This window comes from Nocardia beijingensis NBRC 16342, assembly GCF_001612785.1.
In the GTDB taxonomy this organism is placed as follows: domain Bacteria; phylum Actinomycetota; class Actinomycetes; order Mycobacteriales; family Mycobacteriaceae; genus Nocardia; species Nocardia beijingensis.
The window spans coordinates 30910-50997 of record NZ_BDBC01000049.1 but is presented as its reverse complement, the minus strand read 5'-3'; the positions used below and the strand labels follow the sequence as shown (position 1 = coordinate 50997).

Here is a 20088-nt window from a genome sequence, read left to right as displayed (position 1 = left end):
ACTGTCTGATCATGGGTGAAACGATGAGCGAGACCCAGCAGGACGCCATCCGGCCGCTGCGTGACGACATCCGGTTTCTCGGTGGCGTGCTCGGTGACACCATTCGCGACCACGAGGGGCCGGAGGTCTTCGACCTCATCGAGCGGGTGCGCATCGAGGCGTTCCGGGTGCGCCGCGAGGAGGTCGGGCGCAGCGCCGTCGCGGAGATGCTGCACGGCGTGGACATCGCGGTGGCCCTTCCGCTCATCCGCGCGTTCAGCTACTTCGTGCTGCTGGCCAATCTGGCCGAGGACATCCAGCGCGACCGCCGCCGTGCCGCGCACGAGACGGCGGGCGAACCGCCGCAGGACTCGTCGCTGGCGGCCACCTACCGCAAGCTGGACGCGGCGGCGCTGGACGCGACGCGGGTGGCGGACCTGCTGTCCGACGCGCTGGTGTCGCCGGTGATCACCGCGCACCCCACGGAGACGCGCCGCCGCACCGTCTTCGACGCGCAGGCCAGGATCACCGAGTTGATGCGCCTGCGCCTGCGCTACGCCGAGAACGAGCGCGAGCGGGCCGACCTGGAGCGGCGCATCCGCCGCCAGGTGCTGAGCCTGTGGCGTACCGCGCTGATCCGCTTGGCCCGCTTGCGCATCCAGGACGAGATCTCGGTGGGTCTGCGCTACTACGACCTGACCCTGTTCGACGTGATCCCGGCGATCAACGCCGAGGTGCGCGCCGCGCTGCGCTCGCGCTGGCCTGGCGTCGAGCTGCTGCCGCGCCCGATGCTGCGTCCCGGCTCGTGGATCGGCGGCGACCGCGACGGCAACCCGTACGTCACCGCCGAGGTGGTGCGGCAGGCCGCCTACCGCGCCGCGGGCGTCGCGTTCGAGCGCTACCTGCGCGAGCTGGTTGAACTGGAGAAGACGCTGGCGTTGTCGGCCCGGCTGGTGGCCGTGACGCCCGAGGTCGCCGCGCTCGCCGAGCGCGGGTACCCCGATCCGGCCACGCACGCCGACGAGCCGTATCGCCGTGCGCTGCACCATATCCGGGCCAGGCTGACCGCCACCGCCCTGGCCGCGCTCGGGGAGGCGCCGCCGAACGGACTGGACGAAGGAGCGCGGCCCTACCCGGCTCCGCAGGCCGTGCTGGACGACCTGGACGCGATCGACGCCTCGCTGCGGCGCAGCGGCGACGGCCTGCTCGCCGACGACCGGCTCGCCGCGCTGCGGCACGCCGTGGAGACATTCGGCTTCCATTTGCAGAGCCTGGACATGCGCCAGAACTCCGAGGTGCACGAACAGGTCGTCGCCGAACTGCTGGCCTGGGCCGGGGTGCATACCGACTACGCGAGCCTGCCGGAACCGGAACGGGTGGAACTGCTCGCCGCCGAACTGCGCACCCGTCGCCCGCTGCTCGGGCCGCACGCCCGGCTGAGCGAACTGGCGGACAAGGAACTCGGCATCGTCCGCGCCGCCCGCGAGGTGGTGGACACCCTCGGCCGGGAGGCGGTGCCGAACTACATCATCAGCATGTGCACGTCGGTCAGCGATCTGCTCGAGGCCGCCCTGTTGCTGAAGGAAGGCGGACTGCTCGACCCTGGGGAGCCGGACGGGCCGCCGAGCTGCCCGGTGGGCATCGTCCCGCTGTTCGAGACCATCGAGGACCTCGGCGCGGGCGCGGCCACGCTGTCGGCGGCGCTGGAGGTGCCGGTCTACCGCGATCTGGTGGCCGCGCGGGGAATGCGCCAAGAAGTGATGCTCGGCTACTCCGACTCCAACAAGGACGGCGGATATCTGGCGGCCAACTGGGCGCTGTACCGGGCCGAACTGGATCTGGTCGAGGTCGCCCGCAAGACCGGCATCCGGTTGCGGCTGTTCCACGGCCGCGGCGGCACCGTCGGTCGCGGCGGCGGCCGCAGCTACGACGCGATCCTCGCCCAGCCCGCCGGGGCGGTGCGCGGCTCGCTGCGGCTCACCGAGCAGGGCGAGGTGATCGCCGCGAAATACGCCGAACCCGGTGCGGCGCACCGCAATCTGGAGTCGCTGATCGCGGGCACCCTGGAGTCGACGCTGCTGGACGTGGAGGGCCTCGGCGCCGATGCCGAGCCGTCCTACGGCATCATGGACGACCTGGCGGCTCGCGCCCGCGCCGCGTACGCGCGGCTGGTGCACGAGACGCCAGGATTCGTCGAGTACTTCCGGCAGTCGACGCCGGTCGCCGAGGTGGGCGATCTGAACATCGGCAGCAGGCCCGCCTCCCGCAAGCCGACGAATTCGGTCGCGGACCTGCGCGCCATCCCGTGGGTGATGTCGTGGAGCCAGTCGCGGGTGATGCTGCCGGGCTGGTACGGCACCGGCGCCGCGCTGGAGGAGTGGATCGGCGGCGACCCGGAGCGGCTGGCGACCTTGACCGATCTGTACCGCCGGTGGCCGTTCTTCCGCACGGTGCTGTCCAACTTGGCGCAGGTGATGGCCAAGAGCGATCTGGACATCGCCGCCCGCTACGCGGAACTCGTGGACGATGTGGCCCTGCGCGAGCACATCTTCGGCATGATCCGCGACGAACACGCCAGAACCGTCCGCATGCACGCCGCGATCACCGGCAATGACCACCTGCTGGCCGACAACCCGTCGCTGGCCGAGTCGATCCACAACCGCTTCCCCTACCTGGAGCCGCTGAACCAGATGCAGGTGGAGCTGTTGCGCCGCCTGCGCGCCGGGGACGACTCCGAACTGGTGAAACGCGGCATCCTGCTGACCATGAACGGCCTGGCCACCGCCCTGCGCAACTCGGGCTAGCCGCCCGGGGGCCGAGGTCGGGTAGGAAGGACGTCGTGTCGATCGACGAAGCAGCCGTGGCGGCGCTGGCCGAGCGTGGGATCGGACCCGCGCACAAGGGCATGCCCTCCGCATTCTGGGGGCGGACCGTGCGGGAGATCCGCGCTGCCGCCCCGGGGCTCGACCAGCTGGAGACGCCGCTGCTCACCGTCGACCGCGCCGCGCTCGCGGAGAACATCGCGGTGATGGCCGAGTGGGTGCGCGCGGCAGGCGTGCGCCTGGCGCCGCACGGCAAGACCACGATGGCCCCGCAGGTGTGGGCCGCTCAGCTGGCCGCGGGTTCCTGGGGCATCACCCTGGCCACCATCTGGCAGACGCACGTGGCGCGGTCCTTCGGCGTCGCGCGGGTGCTGCTGGCCAACGCGCTGGTCGATCCGGTCGGATTGCGGTGGGTCGCGGCGGAATCGGCGCGCGATGCGTCCTTCGAGTTCTACTGCTGGGCCGACAGCGTCGAAGCGGTCGCGCTGATGGACGCGCACCTGCGCGGCGCCCCGGAGTCGCCGCGCATCCGGGTGCTGGTGGAACTCGGTGGCCCGCAGGGCAGAACCGGCGCGCGCACGGTGGAACAGGCGCATGCGGTGGCGCGCGCGATCGAGGGGGCGTCGCGGCTGACGCTCGCCGGGGTGGGCGGCTACGAGGGTGCGCTCGCGCACGACCGCACCGCGACCGGCATCCGGGCGGTGCGCGACTACCTCGGCGAACTCGCCCGCCTGCACCGGGAACTCGCCGCGGCGGGGCGGTATCGCGGGCCTGCCGTCGTCACCGCGGGCGGCAGCGCCTATCCGGAACTGGCGCTCGAGTACCTCGCCCCGCTGTCCGACGAGCACGGCGGCCGTGGCGCCGCGACGACGGTCGTGCTGCGCTCGGGAGCGTATGTCATCCACGACGACGGCTTCTACGCGAGCATGTCGCCGCTGGCGGGTCCGGGGTGTGGGCGGCCGCTGCGCTCGGCGATGCACGGCTGGGCCCGTACCCTCTCGCGCCCGGAACCCGGCCTCGCCCTGCTGGACGCGGGCAAACGCGATCTCCCTTTCGACGAAGGGATGCCGATTCCGCAACGCATCGCCGGACCCGGGGGCGGCGTGCTCGACGCGGACGCGGCGGTCTCCGCGCTCAACGACCAGCACGCCTTCCTCCGGCTGCCGGGCGGCGCGGCCACCGAGTTGCCCATCGGGGCGGTCGTCCGGCTCGGGTTGTCCCATCCGTGCACCGCCTTCGACAAGTGGCGGCTCATCCCCGTGATCGATGACGCCGATGCCCCCGTGCCGCGCGTGGTCGATCTGCTGCACACGTTCTTCTGACGGGCGGCGCCGAGCCGGTGGCGGCGGATTCCGCGACGCCGGGTGCAACCGCGGACCCGGCGACCGAATCGCGCGACTGCGGCCACGTGGCGCTAGTCGTTCGAATCGATCAGCGCGCGCACCAACCGGTCCAGCACGGGGCGGGGATCGAAATCCGGTGTCGGATCGACCAATTGGTGCAGGATGATGCCGTCGAGCTGGCCTACCAAGATCTGTGTCGTCGCCCGGTCCCCACCGACGTTCGCCAGCAGGCTCGCGGCCCATTCGCTGAGCCTGCGGTGGCCGCGCCGCACCGTCTCGTGCAGCGCAGGGGCGGTCTGCGCTTCCAGGAACAGCGCGTAGCGCGCCAGCGTCCGGGTGCGGTCGGTCCGCACCGCGTGGACGACGTAGGCGGCCGTGCCGTTGACGAGTTCTTCGACGGTGCCGGGGCTGGGGCGCCGGTTGAGCGTCTCCCAATCCGCGTGATCGCGTGCCTCCAGGCGCTCGGCGATACCCGCCAGCAGCGCCGCGCGGGTGCGGAAGTAGTTGGACGCCGATCCGGCGGGCATGCCGGCGACCTCGTCGACCGCGCGGTGGGTCATGGCGCGGATGCCGCGGGAGCCGAGCAGTTCGATCGCGGCGTCCAAGACGAGTTCGCGCTTGCTGGACATCCAGCGATACTACAGGAGTAGTGACGCTGGTTACAGTCCCGCCCCGCGACACTACATCAGTAGTAGCGTGCGGGTGAGCTGCTCGCCGAGCGGTCCGGAGAAAGGGGAAGCGATGTCCGAGGCGGTCATCGTGGGCGGTGGCATCGGTGGTCTGGCGACCGCGGTGGCCTTCCTGCGGCAGGGCTGGCGCGTCGAAGTGCTGGAGCGGGCCGCCGATATCACGGCGGTCGGCGCGGGATTGTCGTTGTGGCCCAACGCTCTTCGCGCACTCGACGCGCTCGGCCTCGGCGACCGGGTGCGCGCTCGGGCCGTCGAGGATGGCGCGGCGGCCATTCGCGACCGCGCGGGACGCCGGCTGGCCGGGATCGACGCCGAGCAGCTCCGCGCCACCTACGGCAGCCCGATCATGCTGCACCGCGCCGACCTGGTGGACATCCTGCGGTCCGCCATCCCGGCGGAGGCGCTGCGCACCGGTGTGACCGTGGCCGCGGCGGAGGCCGACGGCACGGTGGCGCACTCCGCGGGCACATCCAGCGGGGACGTCGTCGTCGGCGCCGACGGCATCCGCAGCGCGGTGCGCCGTGCCGTGTGCGGCGAGATACAACCACGCTACGGCGGTTACACCGCCTGGCGTGTGGTCGTCACGCCGCGTGAGCCGGTCATCGACATGGGTGAAAGCTGGGGCCGGGGTGAGCGTTTCGGGTACGCGCCGCTCGCGGACGGACGGGTCTACTGCTACGCCACCGCGAACGTGCCCGCTGGTGCGGCGGGCGGTGCGGCCGAACTGCGCGCGCGGTTCGGCGGATGGCACGACCCGATCCCCGCCCTGCTCGCCGCGGCCGAGGACGCCGAGGTGCTGCGGCACGACCTCTACGATCTGCCCGCGCTGAAAACCTTCGTGGCCGGACGGATCGCGCTGGTCGGCGACGCGGCGCACGCGATGATGCCCAACCTCGGGCAAGGCGCCTGCCAAGCCCTGGAGGACGCCGTCGTGCTGGCCGAGGTGGCGGCCCACGGCGGCGACCTGACCGCCTACGACCGCGAACGCAGGCCGCGCACGAGGATGATCGCATCGCGCTCGCGCCGGATCGGCACGGTGGCGCAACTGTCGTTCCCGCCGTTCGTCGCGCTACGGGACGCCGTGCTGCGGGCGACCCCCGACTCGGTGCAGCTGCGGTCCTTCGCCGCGGTGCTGGATTGGCGCTGCTAGCCCGCTACGGTGCGAAGTCGCGGACGGCGCGCGCGCAGCGGGCGGCCTGGTGGCGCAGCGCGTCGAGCAGTTCCGGTGGGCCGGTGAGCACCGTGAAGTCGAGATCGACGGAGGTGATCATCCAGACCAGCTGTTCGGGCGTCTCGCTGCCGACGTGCAGGCGGCAGCTGTGCTCGTCGACGGCTTCCACGACGCCGGCGCCGGGCCACACGCGCCCGGCGGCGTCCTCGGCCGATCGGTGCAGCAGCACCGTCGCCTGCTGCGGCCACCCACGGGCCGACAACCGCATCGACAGATACGCCACGACATCACCTTCCGGCGGCTCCCTAGGCGTGAAGCGGGGCCCGGCCGGGATCCGCGGGATGATCCGGTCCACCCGGAAGGTGCGCCAGTCGGTGCGGTCGACATCCCAGGCGACCAGATACCAGTGCCTGCTGAAGTGCACGAGGGTGTGCGGCTCGACGGTGCGCAGACCGAGCGTGCCGCTGTGGGCGCGGTAATCGAACCGGAGCCGTTCGTGGCGTTGGCACGTCTCGGCGATGGCCATGAGCGTGTCCGGCTGGACCTCCGGCGCGGGCCCGTCGACGCGCAGGGTCGCGCCGCGCAGGGTGCGGACCCGGTGCCGCAGGCGCGGCGGCAGCACCTGCTCCAGTTTGGTGAGCGCGCGCAACGATGCCTCCTCCAACCCGGTCACGGTGCCGCCGCGAAGCCCGACCGCCACCGCCACCGCTTCGTCGTCGTCGAGCAGCAGCGGCGGCAGCGCCGCTCCCGCGCCGAGGCGGTACCCCGCGGCGCCGCGGATGGCATGGATCGGATAACCGAGTTCGCGGAGGCGATCGATGTCCCTGCGCACCGTGCGTCCGGTGACGCCGAGCCGTTCGGCGAGTTCGGCGCCCGTCCGGTCCGGGCGGGTTTGCAGCAGAGTCAGCAGTTGGAGCAGGCGGGCCGACGTTTCCAGCATGCCGCCAGCATGCCCGGAAGTTAGGAACGAACCCGTCCTAAGCGCTTCCTACGGTGGCCGATATGACAACCGAACACGACATTCGTCCTTTCCGCATCGACATCCCGCAGGAGCGGATCGACGATCTGCGCAGGCGCCTCGCCGATACCTTGTGGCCGAGCGACCTGCCCGGCGCCGGATGGAGCAAGGGCATGCGCGTGTCCTACCTGCGGCCGCTGGCCGAATACTGGCGTACCGAATTCGACTGGCGCGCCGTGGAAGCGGAGCTGAACGAGCTGCCGCAGTTCGTCACCGGCATCGATGGACAGCAGGTGCATTTCCTGCACGTCCGCTCGCCGGAGCCGGATGCGCTGCCGCTGGTGCTCGGGCACGGCTGGCCCGCGTCGTTCACCGAGTTCGCGAAGGTGCTCGGACCATTGAGCGATCCCCGTGCGCACGGCGGCGACCCGGCCGACGCGTTCCACCTGGTTGTTCCCTCGCTGCCGGGTTTCGCGTTCTCCACGGTGTCGCCCGAGCCGGGTGCGGGCTCGACCGAGCGGTTCGCGGAGGTGGTCGCGGCGCTCATGGCGCGGCTGGGCTACGACCGTTACGGCGTGCAGGGCGGCGACGCGGGGTACTTCGTCGCCGCCCAGCTCGGCCATATCGATCGCGAGCACGTGGTCGGTCTGCACGTGAACGGCCCGATCACGATTCCGTCCTGGGACGGCGGCGATGCCGAATCCGGGGGCGGCGCGGACGAATACGCGGCTCAGGCGGAATGGTCCGCGGAAGATCAGGCGAAGCTGGACACGCTGACCGGTCCGGACAGCTACGCCCGCTACGACTACGCGACCGTGCAGGCGAACCGTCCGCAGACGCTGGCGATCGGGCTCCAGGACTCACCCGCCGGGCTGCTGTCCTGGATCGCCGACCTGTTCCGGCAGTACACCGACCCGGCGATCGAGCTGCCCGACGACGCGGTGGGCCGGGACGCGCTGCTGACCAACGTGAGCCTGTACTGGTTCACCGGCACGTTCGCCTCCTCGCTGCGGCTCTACAGCGAATCCGCGGTGTGGGGCGCGCCGGTGCGCAAGTCCGATGTGCCCACCGCGGCGGCGATCTTCCCCGGCGACCTGTCCGTCCGCAAGCTCGCCGAGGACGCGCACAACATTGTCCGCTGGACCGAATTCGACCGCGGCGGGCATTTCGCGGCCATGGAGGCGCCGGACCTGCTGATCGCGGACGTGCGCGGATTCTTCCGCGCGCTGCGCTGACGAGTCCCGGCTCCACTCGTCCGGTGATCTACTTCCCGGAGTAGCGCGCGTGCATGGCGGCGGCGGTCGCCGCGAGCCGCGCGCGCAACTGCGGTGGTTCCAGCACCTCGACGTGCTCGCCGAGCGGCAGCAGGCCGTGGGCGAGCACGTCGTAGGACTCCGACGGAACGACCACCTCGACCCACCCTTCGGCATCGGGCGGTCCGGCCGACGCCAGTGCCTCCGCGACCGCCGCCGGATCGTTCGTCAGCCGCAGCAATCGCAGGTGGGTGGCGGCGATCCGGCAGCGCGCCCGCACGCGCAGCATCGAACGCGCGAATTCGTCGGCGGCCTCGGACCAATGCGCTCGCAGGTCGAATGCCGCCGGGCGGGTGAAGGTTTCGCCGGTCGGTTCGGCGGCGACGATCCGGCCGACCCGGTAGGAGCGCGGGGTGCTCCCGCTGCGCGCGACCAGATACCAGGTGCCCGCCTTGAGCACCAGACCGAGTGGGTCGAGCACGCGCTCGACCACCTTGTCGGTGCGGCGGTAGCGCACCAGCAGCCTGCGGTCGTGCCAGAGCGCGTCGGCGATGGTCGCGAGCATCGGGGTCTCGTCCGGCTGGTGGAACCAACCCGGTACGTCGACGAGCACCCGCTCGGCGATGCGCGTCGCCCGCCCGCGCAGTTCCGGCGGCAGCGCGGCGAGCACCTTCAACTGCGCAGTGGCCAGCACGGTGCCGAGCCCGAGATCGGCGGCGGCGCCGGGCAGACCGGCCAGCAGCACCGCGTCGGCCTCTTCGGTGGTGAGGCCGGTCAGGCGGGTGCGGAAGCCGTCGACCAACCGCACCCCACCGGCCCGCCCCGGCTCGGTGTAGACCGGGACACCGGCCGCCGAGAGGGCCTCGACATCGCGGTAGACGGTGCGCACCGACACCTCCAGTTCCCTGGCCAGCTCGGGCGCGGTGAGCCCGCCCCTGGTCTGCAACAGCAACAGCAGTTGCAGCAATCGACTCGCCCGCACGCAGACGAGACTAGCCGCAAACGTGGACAGAAGATGTCAGGTTTGCGCCGTAGCGTCCTCGGCATGACCACTTGGAGCCGGTTCACCGAAGAAGCGCCGCACATCGCCGAGATCTTCGTGCGCAGACACCGCGCGGCGGGCAACCTCTGCATGCTCGGCACCATCCGTTCCGACGGATCGCCGCGGATCAGTCCGATCGAGCCGCGCGTCTTCGACGGGTCCCTGGTGATCGCGGGGATGCCGGGCACGACCAAGTTCCGCGATCTGGCCCGCGACCCGCGTTTCTGCCTGCACACCGCCACGGTGGACACGAACGTGTCCGAGGGCGACGCCAAACTCTTCGGCGCTGTCGTCGACCTTCCCGACCGCGACGTGCACGTCCGCTTCGCCCAGCACCTGTTCGACGAGACCGGCTTCGACATCAGGGGCCAGGAGTTCGACCACTTCTACGTCGCCGATCTCACCGGCGCGTCCACGGTGGAGGTCGCGGACGACCACCTCGACATCACCATCTGGAAGCCGGGTGAGGGCGAGCGGGTGGTGCGCAAGCACTGATGCGACGTGCTTCACGCCGACTAGCCGGGGGCGGCCGGACTCGGGACCGGGACACCGCGACGGCGCTGGGTGATGATCGCTCGGTGCGTCGGTGCGTCGGTGCGTCGGTGCGTCGGTGCGTCGGTGCGTCGGTGCGTCGGTGCGTCGGTGTGTCGGTGTGTCGGTGTGTCGGTGTGTCGGTGCGTCGGTGCGTCGGACGACCTCGCGTACCGGAGGCGGACGCGGACTGGGACGGCCTCGGAGAGCGTGGCCGCGGGCGCGCTGGTGGGCGCGAGCGCGGTGTCGAACCGGCTGGCTGGGCAGCGGTGGCGGGGCTTGATGGACACGGTCGGTGCCGAGCCGTGGCCTGCCGCGATTTCATCGAGCCGGGCCGGTGTCTCAGTGAGAGCGCACCACTTGGTGGCGCGGGATGTCCGCGAAGGTGATCGTGGCCCTCCGGCGATACGGCGACGATCTCCTCGCAGCGTCAATCGCTCCGGCGCGGCTTCCGTGCGCCGAGTTCGGCGCGGCGCCGGGTCAGGAAATTCCGTTCGGCGGCGTTGCCGGTGCGGGCGATGGCGGCGTCGTAGGCGGCCGCGGCCTCTTCGGTGCGCCCGAGCCGGGTCAGCAGGTCGGCGCGAATGGCGTGGAAGAGGTGGTATCCCGCCAGCGGCAGAGTGTCCACCAGCGCCAAAGCCGTTGCCGGACCGTGCACCTCGGCGACCGCCACCGCGCGGTTGAGCGCGACGACCGGACTCGGCGTCAGCGCGGCGAGCTGGTCGTAGAGCCGCAGGATCTGGGGCCAGTCGGTGGCCGCGGCGGTGGGCGCGTCGGCGTGCACGGCGTTGATCGCCGCCTGCACCTGATACGGCCCCGGCCGGTTGCGGCGCAGGCACTGCCGGACGAGCGCGTGCCCTTCCGCGATGAGGCTGCGATCCCACCGGCCGCGATCCTGTTCCGCCAGCGGGACGAGGGAGCCGTCGGCACCCGTGCGGGCGGCCCGGCGGGACTCGCTCAGCAGCATGAGCGCGAGCAAGCCGGTCACCTCGGGTTCGTCCGGCATCAGCTCCGCCAGCGAGCGACCGAGCCGGATCGCCTCGGCACACAGGTCGGCCCGCACCAGCCGCGTGCCGGACGAGGCCGTGTGCCCCTCGGTGAAGATCAGGTACACCACGGCCAGCACCGCCCGCAGCCGGGCGGGCAACTCGGCGTCGGTGGGCACCCGATAGGGAATGCGGGCGTCGCGGATCTTGCCTTTGGCGCGCACCAAGCGCTGCGCCATGGTCTTCTCCGGAACCAGGAAGACGCGCGCGATCTCGGCGGTGCCGAGCCCGCCGAGCAGCCGGAGGGTCAGCGCCACCTGCGCCTGCCGCGCCAGAGCGGGGTGGCAGCAGGTGAAGATCAAGCGGAGGCGGTCGTCGCGCACCGCGTTCACGGGCTGCTCCGGTTCGTCCTCGGCGTGCAGGAGCGCCGCTTGCGCGTGCCGGTCCGCGCGGGAGGCCTCGCGGCGCAGGCGGTCGATCGCCCGGTTGCGCGCGGTGGTGATGATCCAGCCGGGCGGACTAGGCGGCAGACCGTCGGAGGGCCAGCGCTGGACAGCCGCGGCGAACGCGTCCTGCACCGCGTCCTCGGCGACGCCGATGTCGCCGAAGACGCGGATCAGGCTCGCGACCGCACGGCCGTAGTGTTCGGCGAACACCGCTTCGATCGCGGGTCCGGTCACGGGCTCGCTCATCTACGCGTCTTGGATCGGACGGACCTCGATCGGCAGGGTGACCACCGCCGCGAGCCTGCGGCCCCACTCCAGCGCCTCGTCCAGGTCGGCGGCGCGGATGACGGTGAACCCGCCGATGTGCTCCTTGCCCTCGACGTACGGGCCGTCGGTGATCAGCAGGTCGTCGCCCTCGGCGCGCAGCACGGTGGCGGTGCTCGGCGCGTGCAGGCCCGCCGCGAACACCCAGGTTCCCGCCGCCCGCATCTCGTCGTTCAGCGCCGCCAGATCGCGCATGATCTCGTCGAGGTCGTCCGGCGCGCCTTCGTCGGGCTGGTAGATGCTGAGCAGGTAGTGCTTCATCGGTTCGTCCTTTCTCCTCCGCGCCGGTAGGTGGTGATGACGACACCGGCGCCGGTCACCACGGTCTCGACCGGCCGCAGGCCGACCGGCTCCACCCCGTCGAACAGGCGGCGGCCGGTGCCGAGCACCAACGGATGGATCAGCAAGAGGTACTCGTCGATCAGATCGTGGCGCAGCAGCGAGCGCACCAGCTCACCGCTGCCGAGCACCACCAGATTCCGGTCCGGCTGCCGCCGCCGCAGTTCCGGCACCGCCGTCGCCGCGTCACCGCCGAGCCAGGTCGAGTTCTGCCAGGCCAGCGGACCGCTGCCGGTACGGGATGCGACGATCTTCTCGGTCTTGTCCAGCGCTTCGGCCATCGGATCGCCGGTCTGCCGCGGCCAGTATCCCGCGAAGTCCTCGTAGGTGCGCCTGCCGAGCAGCAGCGCGCCCCGGTTGGCCGCCATGTGCCTGCCCATGAACTGCGCCTGCTCCGGGTCGGCGTGCCGGTGCGCCCAGCCGCCGTGGGGGAATCCGTCCCTGGTGTCCTCGTCCGCCCGGCCCGGCGCCTGCATGACGCCGTCCAAGGTCAAGTGCTCCACCGCGATGATCCTGCTCATCTCCGCTCCTTCCGCGACCGGCGCGGCGCCGGTCTCACCACCTACACGAACGGGCCAGCGATGGATCGACAGCGGCACGGAAAATTTCTTCCGGTGATTTCCGGGGTGGTCAGGAGCGGGTAGGCGCGGGCAGGAGACGCTGGATATCGGAATAGCCGACGATGCCCGGCGCGACGGGGGCGTCGTTCCGCACGGCGCGGGCGACGTCCACGGCGGCCGACAGCGCCGCACGGTAGAGCAGCGACCCGGTGCTGATCCGGCGCACACCCAGGTCGGCCAGTGCCGCTACGCCGGGGCCGGTGGCCGAGTAGAGGACGTTGACCGGCAACTCGGTCGCCGCCACGATCCGCGCGATGCGCGCCGGGTCGGTCAGGCCGGGCACGAAGACGCCGTCGGCCCCGGCCGCCGCGTACCGTCGCACGCGCTCGTGCGTTGAACCGTGATCGAGACCGAGCCAGTAGGTGTCGACGCGGGCGTTGACGAACAGCTCCGAGGCACGGTCCTTGATCGCGCCGATCAGGAGGGCGTGGTCGGGTGGGTCGGTCAGAGCCGAACCCGCGCGGCTGTCCTCGAGATTGACGCCCGCGATGCCGCAGGCCGCGAGCCGCTCGGCGAGATCGGCGACCGCCTCGGGCCGCTCGTCGAAGCCGCCCTCGATGTCGACGGTGACCGGGATGGGCAGCCGCGCCAGGCGACGGGCCGCGGCGAACGTCTCCGCTTTCGTGGCTCCCGCGCCGTCGGGGAGCCCGGCAGCGGCGGCCACGCCCAGGCTGGTGGTGCCGATCGCCGGGAATCCCTCGTTGGCGAGCAGCGCCGCCGAGGCGAAGTCCCACGCGTTCGGCAGCACGAGGGGAAGGTCGCGGTGGTGCAGGTCGCGGAAGATCTGGAATTTGGTCGGCGACGAAGACGAAGTCATGGCCGCGACCGTAGCCACGGCACGTTTCGGCGCCCGCCGAAACGACGGCGGACCATGATGAGGGAATGCCCGACCGAGGAGCCGAACTGGCGGCCCTGGCCGCTCTGCTCGCCGACCGCACCCGCGCCGGGATCTGCCTGGCGCTGGTGGACGGACGCGCCTGGACCGCTGGCGAGCTCGCGCGCCACACCGGCGTCGCGCCGTCCACCGCGACCGAGCACCTGGACCGGCTCCGCGACGGCGGGTTGGTGGTCGAGCACCGGCAGGGCAGGCACCGCTATGTGCGGCTGGCCGGCCCGCAGGTCGCGGAACTCCTCGAGGCCATGGTCGCCCATCTCGGCCCGCCCGCGGCCCCGGCGACGGGGCTGCGCACCGCGACCGTCGCCGCCGCGCTGGCCCGTGGCCGTACCTGCTACGACCATCTCGCGGGCCGATTGGGTGTGGCGATCACCGATGCCATGACCGCGCGCGGCCTGTTGCGCGGGGACAGCGGGTTCGCGCTGACAGAGTCCGGTGCGGCCTGGCTCGCCGAGTCGATGGGCGTTGACCCCGCCGCGCTGCGGGCCACGCGGCGGCCGATCGTCCGGCCGTGTCTGGACTGGACCGAACGCCGGGTCCATCTGGGCGGCGCGGCGGGCGCGCAGCTCTGCCGCCGCATGACCGAGTTGGCGTGGATCAAGCGGGTCGGCAGCGGGCGCGCCGTCCGGGTGACGGGCCTGGGGGAGGCAGGGCTGGCCGACACCCTCGGCATCGCCGCCGACCTGCTGCGCTGACCCGCGGCGCGCATCTGTCGCGACCGATCCCGCCGGCTCGCCGTTTCGGGTGACGAGGCGGCGGGTATCTGCTGGTCGTGACCGCGCCCGGCGACCAGGCTGTGAATGAGCTTGCATAGTCATGCATAATCATCACATGGTTGATTCCTCGGGCGGGCCCGTCGTGCGGGTCGCGGTAGCCGGTGCCAGCGGGTACGCGGGCGGCGAAGTGTTGCGTCTGCTGCTGGGGCATCCGGCCTACCGAACCGGGCGCCTCGTCATCGGGGCGCTGACCGCGGGCTCCAACGCGGGCACCACGCTGGGGGAGTTGCAGCCGCATCTGCTGCCGTTGGCCGATCGGGTGCTCGCGCCGACCACGGCCGCCGAGCTGGCCGGGCACGACGTGGTCTTCCTCGGGCTGCCGCACGGTCAGTCCGCGGCCATCGCCGCCGAGTTGCCCGAGTCCACCGTGATCATCGACTGCGGCGCCGACTTCCGGCTCACCGACCCCGAGGCCTGGGAGAAATACTACGGCAGTCCGCACGCGGGCAGCTGGCCCTATGGTTTGCCGGAGCTGCCCGGCGGCCGGGAGAAGCTGCGCGCGGCGACGCGGATCGCGGTGCCGGGCTGCTATCCCACCGTCGCCAGTCTCGCGCTGGCTCCCGCCGTCGCCGCGGGCATCGTCGAGCCCACCGTGCACGTGGTCGCGGTGAGCGGCACCTCCGGCGCCGGTCGCAAACCCGACATCGGTCTGCTCGGCTCGGAGGTGATGGGTTCGGCGCGGGCCTACGGCATCGCGGGCGCGCACCGGCACACACCGGAGATCGCGCAGAACCTCGCGGCGGCAGGCGGCACGGACGTCACGGTGTCGTTCACGCCGGTGCTCGCGCCCATGCCGCGCGGCATCCTCGCCACCTGCACCGCGCCCACCCGCGTCGACGCCGCGCAGGCGCGCGCCGTCTATGAAAAGGCCTATGCCGACGAGCCTTTCGTGCATCTGCTCCCGGAAGGAGCGCTGCCGCAGACCGGTACGGTGCTCGGCTCCAACGCGGTCACCCTGCAGGTGGCCGTCGACGCCGACGCGGGCCTGCTGGTGGTGATCGGCGCGATCGACAACTTGACCAAGGGCACCGCGGGCGCCGCGGTGCAATCGATGAACCTGGCCCTCGGTTTCGAGGAGACCGAAGGACTTTCCACCGTAGGAGTGGCACCGTGACATCGACCGACATCGCCAGCGGCAAGCTGGTCCGCACCCAGGGCGTGACCGCACCGCTCGGCTTCCGCGCGGCGGGCATCGCCGCGGGCATCAAGGCCAGCGGCAAGCCGGACCTGGCGCTGGTGTTCAACGAGGGGCCGGAGTACCCGGCCGCGGGCGTGTTCACCCGCAACAAGGTGAAGGCGGCTCCGGTGCTGTGGTCGCAGCAGGTGCTGACCGGCAAGCGGCTGCGCGCGGTGATCCTCAACTCCGGCGGCGCCAACGCCTGCACCGGTCCCGGCGGATTCCAGGACACGCACAAGACCGCAGAGGAACTCGCCGCCGCGCTGAGCAATTGGGGTACCGAGACGGGCGCGGGGGAGATCGCGGTCTGCTCCACCGGGCTGATCGGAGACCGGCTTCCGATGGACAAGCTGATCCCCGCCGTCACCGAGATCGTGCACGAGATGGGCGGCGGCCTGTCCGGCGGCTCGGACGCCGCGTGGGCCATCATGACCACCGACACCGTGCCCAAGGAGGCCGCGTTCCACCACCGCGACAAGTGGAACGTCGGCGGCATGGCGAAGGGCGCGGGCATGCTGGCCCCGTCGCTGGCGACCATGCTGGTGGTGCTCACCACCGACGCGGCGGTGACCGCCGATCAGCTCGACCACGCGCTGCGCAACGCCACCGCGCGCACCTTCGACCGGCTCGACGTGGACGGCTCCTGCTCCACCAACGACACCGTGCTGCTGCTGGCCAACGGCGCCAGCGAGGTCAGCCCGAGCCAGGAGGAACTGGACGCGGCCGTGCTCGCGGTCTGCGACGACCTGGCCGCCCAGCTGATGGCCGACGCCGAGGGCGTCACCAAGCGGGTGCTGGTCACCGTCGCCGGCGCGGCCACCGAGGACGAGGCCGTGACCGCGGCGCGCACCGTCGCCCGCGACAGCCTGGTCAAGACGGCGCTGTTCGGTTCGGACCCGAACTGGGGCCGGGTGCTCGCCGCGGTCGGCATGGCGCCGGTGACGCTGGACCCGAACCGGATCTCGGTGTCGTTCAACGGCAAACCGGTGTGCATCGATGGCGTCGGCACGCCCGGCGCACGCGAGGTCGACCTGTCCGGCGCCGATATCGAGGTGCTGATCGACCTGAACGTCGGCTCCGCGCGCGCGACCATCCGCACCACCGACCTCTCGCACGGTTACGTCGAAGAGAACTCGGCCTACAGCTCATGACCAGCGAGGTGCTGCACGCGCTTTCGGCGCTGGACAAGGCGCACGTCCTGGCCGGCGCCCTGCCGTGGTTGCAGAAGTTCCGGGACAAGATCGTCGTCATGAAGTACGGCGGCAACGCCATGATCGACGACGACCTCAAACAAGCCTTCGCCGCCGACATGGCGTTCCTGCGCACGGTCGGCGTGCACCCGGTGGTGGTGCACGGCGGCGGCCCGCAGATCAGCGCGATGCTGAAAAAGCTCGGCCTGCAAGGGGAATTCCGCGGCGGCTTCCGGGTGACCACGCCCGAGGTGATGGACGTGGTGCGGATGGTGCTGTTCGGTCAGGTCGGCCGCGAACTCGTCGGCCTGATCAACTCGCACGGCCCGTACGCGGTCGGCATCTCCGGCGAGGACGCCGGGCTGTTCACCGCGACCCGGCGCACCGTGGAGGTGGACGGCGAGCCCACCGACATCGGCTTGGTCGGCGACGTCACCGAGGTGAATCCGGATGCCGTGCTGGACCTGATCGGCGCGGGCCGCATTCCCGTGGTGTCGACCATCGCGCCCGACGCCGATGGCGTGGTGCACAACATCAACGCCGACACCGCCGCCGCGGCGCTCGCGGAGGGCATCGGCGCCGAGAAACTGGTGATGCTCACCGACGTCGAGGGCCTGTACACGAACTGGCCGGACCGGTCGTCGCTCACCTCGAGCATCGATACGACGGCACTGGCCGAGTTGCTCCCGCGCCTCGATGCGGGCATGGTGCCCAAGATGGAAGCCTGCTTGCGCGCCGTGACGGCAGGGGTGCCCACCGCGCATGTCATCGACGGCCGGGTCCCGCACGCCGTCCTGCTGGAACTGTTCACCGGAGAAGGAATCGGAACGATGGTGACGGCCGCCCCGGTCGTCTCGAACGGGTCCGGCGCATCGAACGGAACGAAACAATGAGCACAGCTGAACTGCAGCGGCGGTGGTCCGCCGCGCTGATGAACAACTACGGCACGCCGAAGGTCGCGCTGGTCCGCGGCGCGGGAGCCGTGGTCTACGACGCGGACGGCAAGCGCTACCTCGACTTCCTGGGCGGCATCGCGGTCAACAGCCTCGGTCACGCCCATCCGGCCATCCTGGAGGCGGTCACCCAGCAGCTCGGCACACTCGGGCACGTGTCGAATCTGTACGCCAGCGAGCCGGTCATCGAGCTGGCCGAGCGGTTGCTCGCGCACTTCGGCGACGGCGAGGGCCGCGCGTTCTTCTGCAACTCCGGCACCGAGGCCGTCGAGGCGGCGTTCAAGATCGCCCGCCTCACCGGGCGGCCCAAGATCGTCGCCTGTGAGGAGGCGTTCCACGGCCGCACCATGGGCGCGCTCGCCCTCACCGGGCAGCCGTCCAAGCGGACCCCGTTCGAACCGATGCCGCCCGGCGTCGTGCACGTGCCCTACGGTGACGCCGCGGCGCTCGAGGCCGCGGTGGACGAGGACACCGCCGCGGTCTTCCTCGAGCCCATGATGGGCGAGAGCGGTGTGGTGGTGCCGCCGTTCGACTACCTGGCCAAGGCGCGGGAGATCACCGCGCGCAAGGGTGCGCTGCTGGTGCTGGACGAAGTGCAGACCGGCATCGGCCGGACCGGCAAGTTCTACGCCCACCAGGCCGTCGGCATCGTGCCGGACGTGATCACCCTGGCCAAGGGTCTCGGCGGCGGATTGCCGATCGGCGCGGTGCTCGCCACCGGGCGCGCGGCCGATCTGCTCACTCCCGGCCTGCACGGCACCACCTTCGGCGGCAATCCGGTGTGCGCCGCGGCGGCGCTCGCGGTGCTGCGCACGATCGACGAGACCGATCTGCTCTCGCACGTCGAGTCGGTCGGCAAGCGACTCAGCGACGGCATCGAGCTGCTCGAGCATCCGCTCATCGATCGGGTGCGCGGTGCGGGCCTGCTGCTGGGCATCGTGCTCACCGACGAGGTGTCCGCACAGGTCGAGGCGCGGGCACGGGAGGCGGGCTACCTGGTCAACCCGGCCAAGCCCGACGTGATCCGGCTCGCGCCGCCGCTGGTGCTGACCGAGACCCAGGCCGACAATTTCGTCGCCGACCTTCCGGAAATTCTCGACGCCGCGCTCGCGGACGCGAAAGGGGCTGCGGCGCAATGACCTCGGTACGGCATTTCCTGCGTGACGACGACGTCAGCCCGGCCGAGCAGGCCGAGATCCTCGCCCTCGCGGCCGAACTCAAGAAATCGCCGTTCGCGCGGCGACCGCTGGAGGGCCCGCGCGGCGTCGGCGTGATCTTCGAGAAGAACTCCACCCGCACCCGGTTCTCCTTCGAGATGGGCATCGCCCAGCTCGGCGGGCACGCGGTCGTCGTCGACGGCCGCGACACCCAGCTGGGCCGGGAGGAGACCCTCGGCGACACCGGCCGGGTGCTGTCCCGGTACGTGGACGCCATCGTGTGGCGCACCTTCGAGCAGTCCCGGCTCGACGAGATGGCCGCCGCCGCGACGGTGCCGGTGGTCAACGCGCTGTCCGACGAGTTCCACCCTTGCCAGGTGCTCGCCGATCTGCAAACCCTCGCCGAGCACAAGGGCGAGCTGACCGGCCGCGAACTGGCCTACTTCGGCGACGGCGCCAACAACATGGCGCACTCGCTGCTGCTCGGCGGCGTCACGGCGGGCCTGAACGTGACCATCGCCGCGCCCGCCGGTTTCGAACCGCAGCCGTGGGTGGTGGAGGCCGCGCGCAAGCGCGCCGCCGAGACCGGCGCCACCGTCACCGTGACCGGCGACCCGGTCGCCGCGGCGTGGGGCGCCGACGCGCTGGTCACCGACACCTGGACGTCCATGGGACAGGAGAACGACGGCTTGGACCGGGTGGGCCCGTTCCGCCCGTTCCAGCTCAACGCCGACCTGCTCGCCCACGCCAAGCCGGACGCGGTGGTGCTGCACTGCCTGCCCGCGCACCGCGGCGAGGAGGTCACCGACGAGGTGCTCGACGGGCCGCACAGCGTGGTGTGGGACGAGGCGGAGAACCGCCTGCACGCCCAGAAGGCGCTGCTGGTCTGGCTGCTGGAGCGACGATACGGGGGCTCGGCGTGACCGAGGTCAGAAGCGGCCCCGCCATCGCACGCACCCGCGCCGGGCGGCAGTCGCGCATCGTCGAACTGCTGTCGGCGCACGCGGTCCGCAGCCAGACCGAACTGGCGGCGCTGCTGGCGGCCGAGGGCATCGAGACCACGCAGGCGACGCTCTCGCGCGACCTGGACGAACTGGGCGCGGTGAAACTGCGCGCCGCCGACGGCGGCGCGGGCGTCTACGTGGTCCCCGAGGACGGCAGCCCCGTCCGCGGCGTCACCGGCGGCACCGACCGCCTGTCCAAACTGCTCGGCGACCTCTTGGTCTCCACCGACGCCAGCGGCAACATCGCAGTCCTGCGCACCCCACCCGGCGCGGCCCACTACCTGGCCAGCGCCCTCGACCGCGCCGCCCTCCCATACATCGTGGGCACCATCGCGGGCGACGACACCATCGCCGTCATCGCCCGCGAGCCGCTCACCGGCGCCGAAGTGGCGGCGAAGATCGAACAGCTAGCCTGAGTGCTCGCTCGCCGGAC

The 20088-nt window shown here is 71.7% G+C and carries 19 protein-coding genes; 12 read left to right on the top strand and 7 right to left on the bottom strand.

The window, feature by feature from the left end:
* Positions 1–23 precede the first annotated feature (23 nt).
* Together ppc and NB3_RS25025 are read left to right on the top strand one after the other, a co-directional pair.
* Positions 24–2783, top strand: a complete 2760-nt coding sequence (gene ppc, locus NB3_RS25030) for a phosphoenolpyruvate carboxylase (protein WP_067808267.1) — start codon at positions 24–26, stop codon at positions 2781–2783.
* A 41-nt stretch (positions 2784–2824) separates the two neighbouring features.
* The gene (locus NB3_RS25025; RefSeq protein ID WP_443093677.1) at positions 2825–4123 is read left to right on the top strand and encodes a type III PLP-dependent enzyme domain-containing protein; all 1299 of its coding nucleotides are present in this window, start codon (positions 2825–2827) and stop codon (positions 4121–4123) included.
* A gap of 92 nt (positions 4124–4215) precedes the next feature.
* Here the strand turns inward: NB3_RS25025 and NB3_RS25020 are convergent, their stop codons facing one another.
* Positions 4216–4773, bottom strand: coding sequence for a TetR/AcrR family transcriptional regulator (locus NB3_RS25020; protein WP_067808264.1), 558 nt, complete (start codon positions 4771–4773; stop codon positions 4216–4218).
* 112 nt (positions 4774–4885) lie between these two features.
* On the opposite strand from NB3_RS25020, the gene NB3_RS25015 reads away from it, so the two are divergent.
* Entirely contained in the window at positions 4886–5983 is a 1098-nt protein-coding gene (locus tag NB3_RS25015) for an FAD-dependent monooxygenase (RefSeq protein ID WP_067808261.1), read from the top strand.
* 4 nt (positions 5984–5987) lie between these two features.
* Here NB3_RS25015 and NB3_RS25010 read toward each other — a convergent pair whose 3' ends face one another.
* Positions 5988–6944, bottom strand: a complete 957-nt coding sequence (locus NB3_RS25010) for a helix-turn-helix transcriptional regulator (RefSeq protein ID WP_067808259.1) — start codon at positions 6942–6944, stop codon at positions 5988–5990.
* 62 nt (positions 6945–7006) lie between these two features.
* Between NB3_RS25010 and NB3_RS25005 the strand changes: the two genes are divergently transcribed.
* A complete protein-coding gene (locus NB3_RS25005; protein WP_067808257.1) occupies positions 7007–8197 on the top strand; it encodes an epoxide hydrolase family protein in 1191 nt (396 codons plus the stop codon).
* A 28-nt stretch (positions 8198–8225) separates the two neighbouring features.
* Here NB3_RS25005 and NB3_RS25000 read toward each other — a convergent pair whose 3' ends face one another.
* The gene (locus NB3_RS25000; protein WP_067808255.1) at positions 8226–9197 is read right to left on the bottom strand and encodes a helix-turn-helix transcriptional regulator; all 972 of its coding nucleotides are present in this window, start codon (positions 9195–9197) and stop codon (positions 8226–8228) included.
* A 63-nt stretch (positions 9198–9260) separates the two neighbouring features.
* Here NB3_RS25000 and NB3_RS24995 point away from each other — a divergent pair, with 63 nt between their 5' ends.
* Entirely contained in the window at positions 9261–9752 is a 492-nt protein-coding gene (locus NB3_RS24995; RefSeq protein ID WP_067808251.1) for a pyridoxamine 5'-phosphate oxidase family protein, read from the top strand.
* A 466-nt stretch (positions 9753–10218) separates the two neighbouring features.
* Here NB3_RS24995 and NB3_RS24985 read toward each other — a convergent pair whose 3' ends face one another.
* The 4 genes from NB3_RS24985 to NB3_RS24970 all read right to left on the bottom strand — a co-directional run bounded on the left by NB3_RS24985 (position 10219) and on the right by NB3_RS24970 (position 13320).
* Positions 10219–11466 carry an RNA polymerase sigma factor gene (locus NB3_RS24985; protein WP_067808245.1) on the bottom strand — a complete coding sequence of 416 codons (1248 nt, stop codon included), beginning with the start codon at positions 11464–11466 and terminating at the stop codon, positions 10219–10221.
* Complete coding sequence (locus tag NB3_RS24980) at positions 11467–11805, bottom strand: YciI family protein (protein WP_067808242.1); 339 nt, start codon at positions 11803–11805, stop codon at positions 11467–11469.
* Entirely contained in the window at positions 11802–12404 is a 603-nt protein-coding gene (locus tag NB3_RS24975) for a dihydrofolate reductase family protein (RefSeq protein WP_067808301.1), read from the bottom strand. The genes NB3_RS24980 and NB3_RS24975 overlap by 4 nt, the downstream gene beginning before the upstream one ends.
* Positions 12405–12513: 109 nt before the next feature.
* A complete protein-coding gene (locus tag NB3_RS24970) occupies positions 12514–13320 on the bottom strand; it encodes an isocitrate lyase/PEP mutase family protein (protein WP_084823646.1) in 807 nt (268 codons plus the stop codon).
* Between the two features lie 65 nt (positions 13321–13385).
* Between NB3_RS24970 and NB3_RS24965 the strand changes: the two genes are divergently transcribed.
* From NB3_RS24965 to NB3_RS24935, 7 genes are all read left to right on the top strand, one after another.
* Complete coding sequence (locus NB3_RS24965; protein WP_067808239.1) at positions 13386–14093, top strand: ArsR/SmtB family transcription factor; 708 nt, start codon at positions 13386–13388, stop codon at positions 14091–14093.
* Positions 14094–14229: 136 nt separating this feature from the next.
* On the top strand, positions 14230–15288 hold the full coding sequence (gene argC, locus NB3_RS24960) for an N-acetyl-gamma-glutamyl-phosphate reductase (RefSeq protein WP_067808237.1): 1059 nt from the start codon (positions 14230–14232) through the stop codon (positions 15286–15288).
* Positions 15285–16502, top strand: coding sequence for a bifunctional glutamate N-acetyltransferase/amino-acid acetyltransferase ArgJ (gene argJ / locus NB3_RS24955; RefSeq protein WP_067808235.1), 1218 nt, complete (start codon positions 15285–15287; stop codon positions 16500–16502). The genes argC and argJ overlap by 4 nt, the downstream gene beginning before the upstream one ends.
* On the top strand, positions 16499–17434 hold the full coding sequence (argB, locus tag NB3_RS24950) for an acetylglutamate kinase (protein ID WP_067808232.1): 936 nt from the start codon (positions 16499–16501) through the stop codon (positions 17432–17434). Before argJ ends, argB begins: the two co-directional genes overlap by 4 nt.
* The gene (locus NB3_RS24945; RefSeq protein WP_067808228.1) at positions 17431–18633 is read left to right on the top strand and encodes an acetylornithine transaminase; all 1203 of its coding nucleotides are present in this window, start codon (positions 17431–17433) and stop codon (positions 18631–18633) included. The genes argB and NB3_RS24945 overlap by 4 nt, the downstream gene beginning before the upstream one ends.
* On the top strand, positions 18630–19574 hold the full coding sequence (argF, locus tag NB3_RS24940) for an ornithine carbamoyltransferase (protein ID WP_067808224.1): 945 nt from the start codon (positions 18630–18632) through the stop codon (positions 19572–19574). Before NB3_RS24945 ends, argF begins: the two co-directional genes overlap by 4 nt.
* Positions 19571–20071 carry an arginine repressor gene (locus tag NB3_RS24935; RefSeq protein WP_067808221.1) on the top strand — a complete coding sequence of 167 codons (501 nt, stop codon included), beginning with the start codon at positions 19571–19573 and terminating at the stop codon, positions 20069–20071. Before argF ends, NB3_RS24935 begins: the two co-directional genes overlap by 4 nt.
* The last annotated feature ends 17 nt before the right edge of the window (positions 20072–20088 follow it).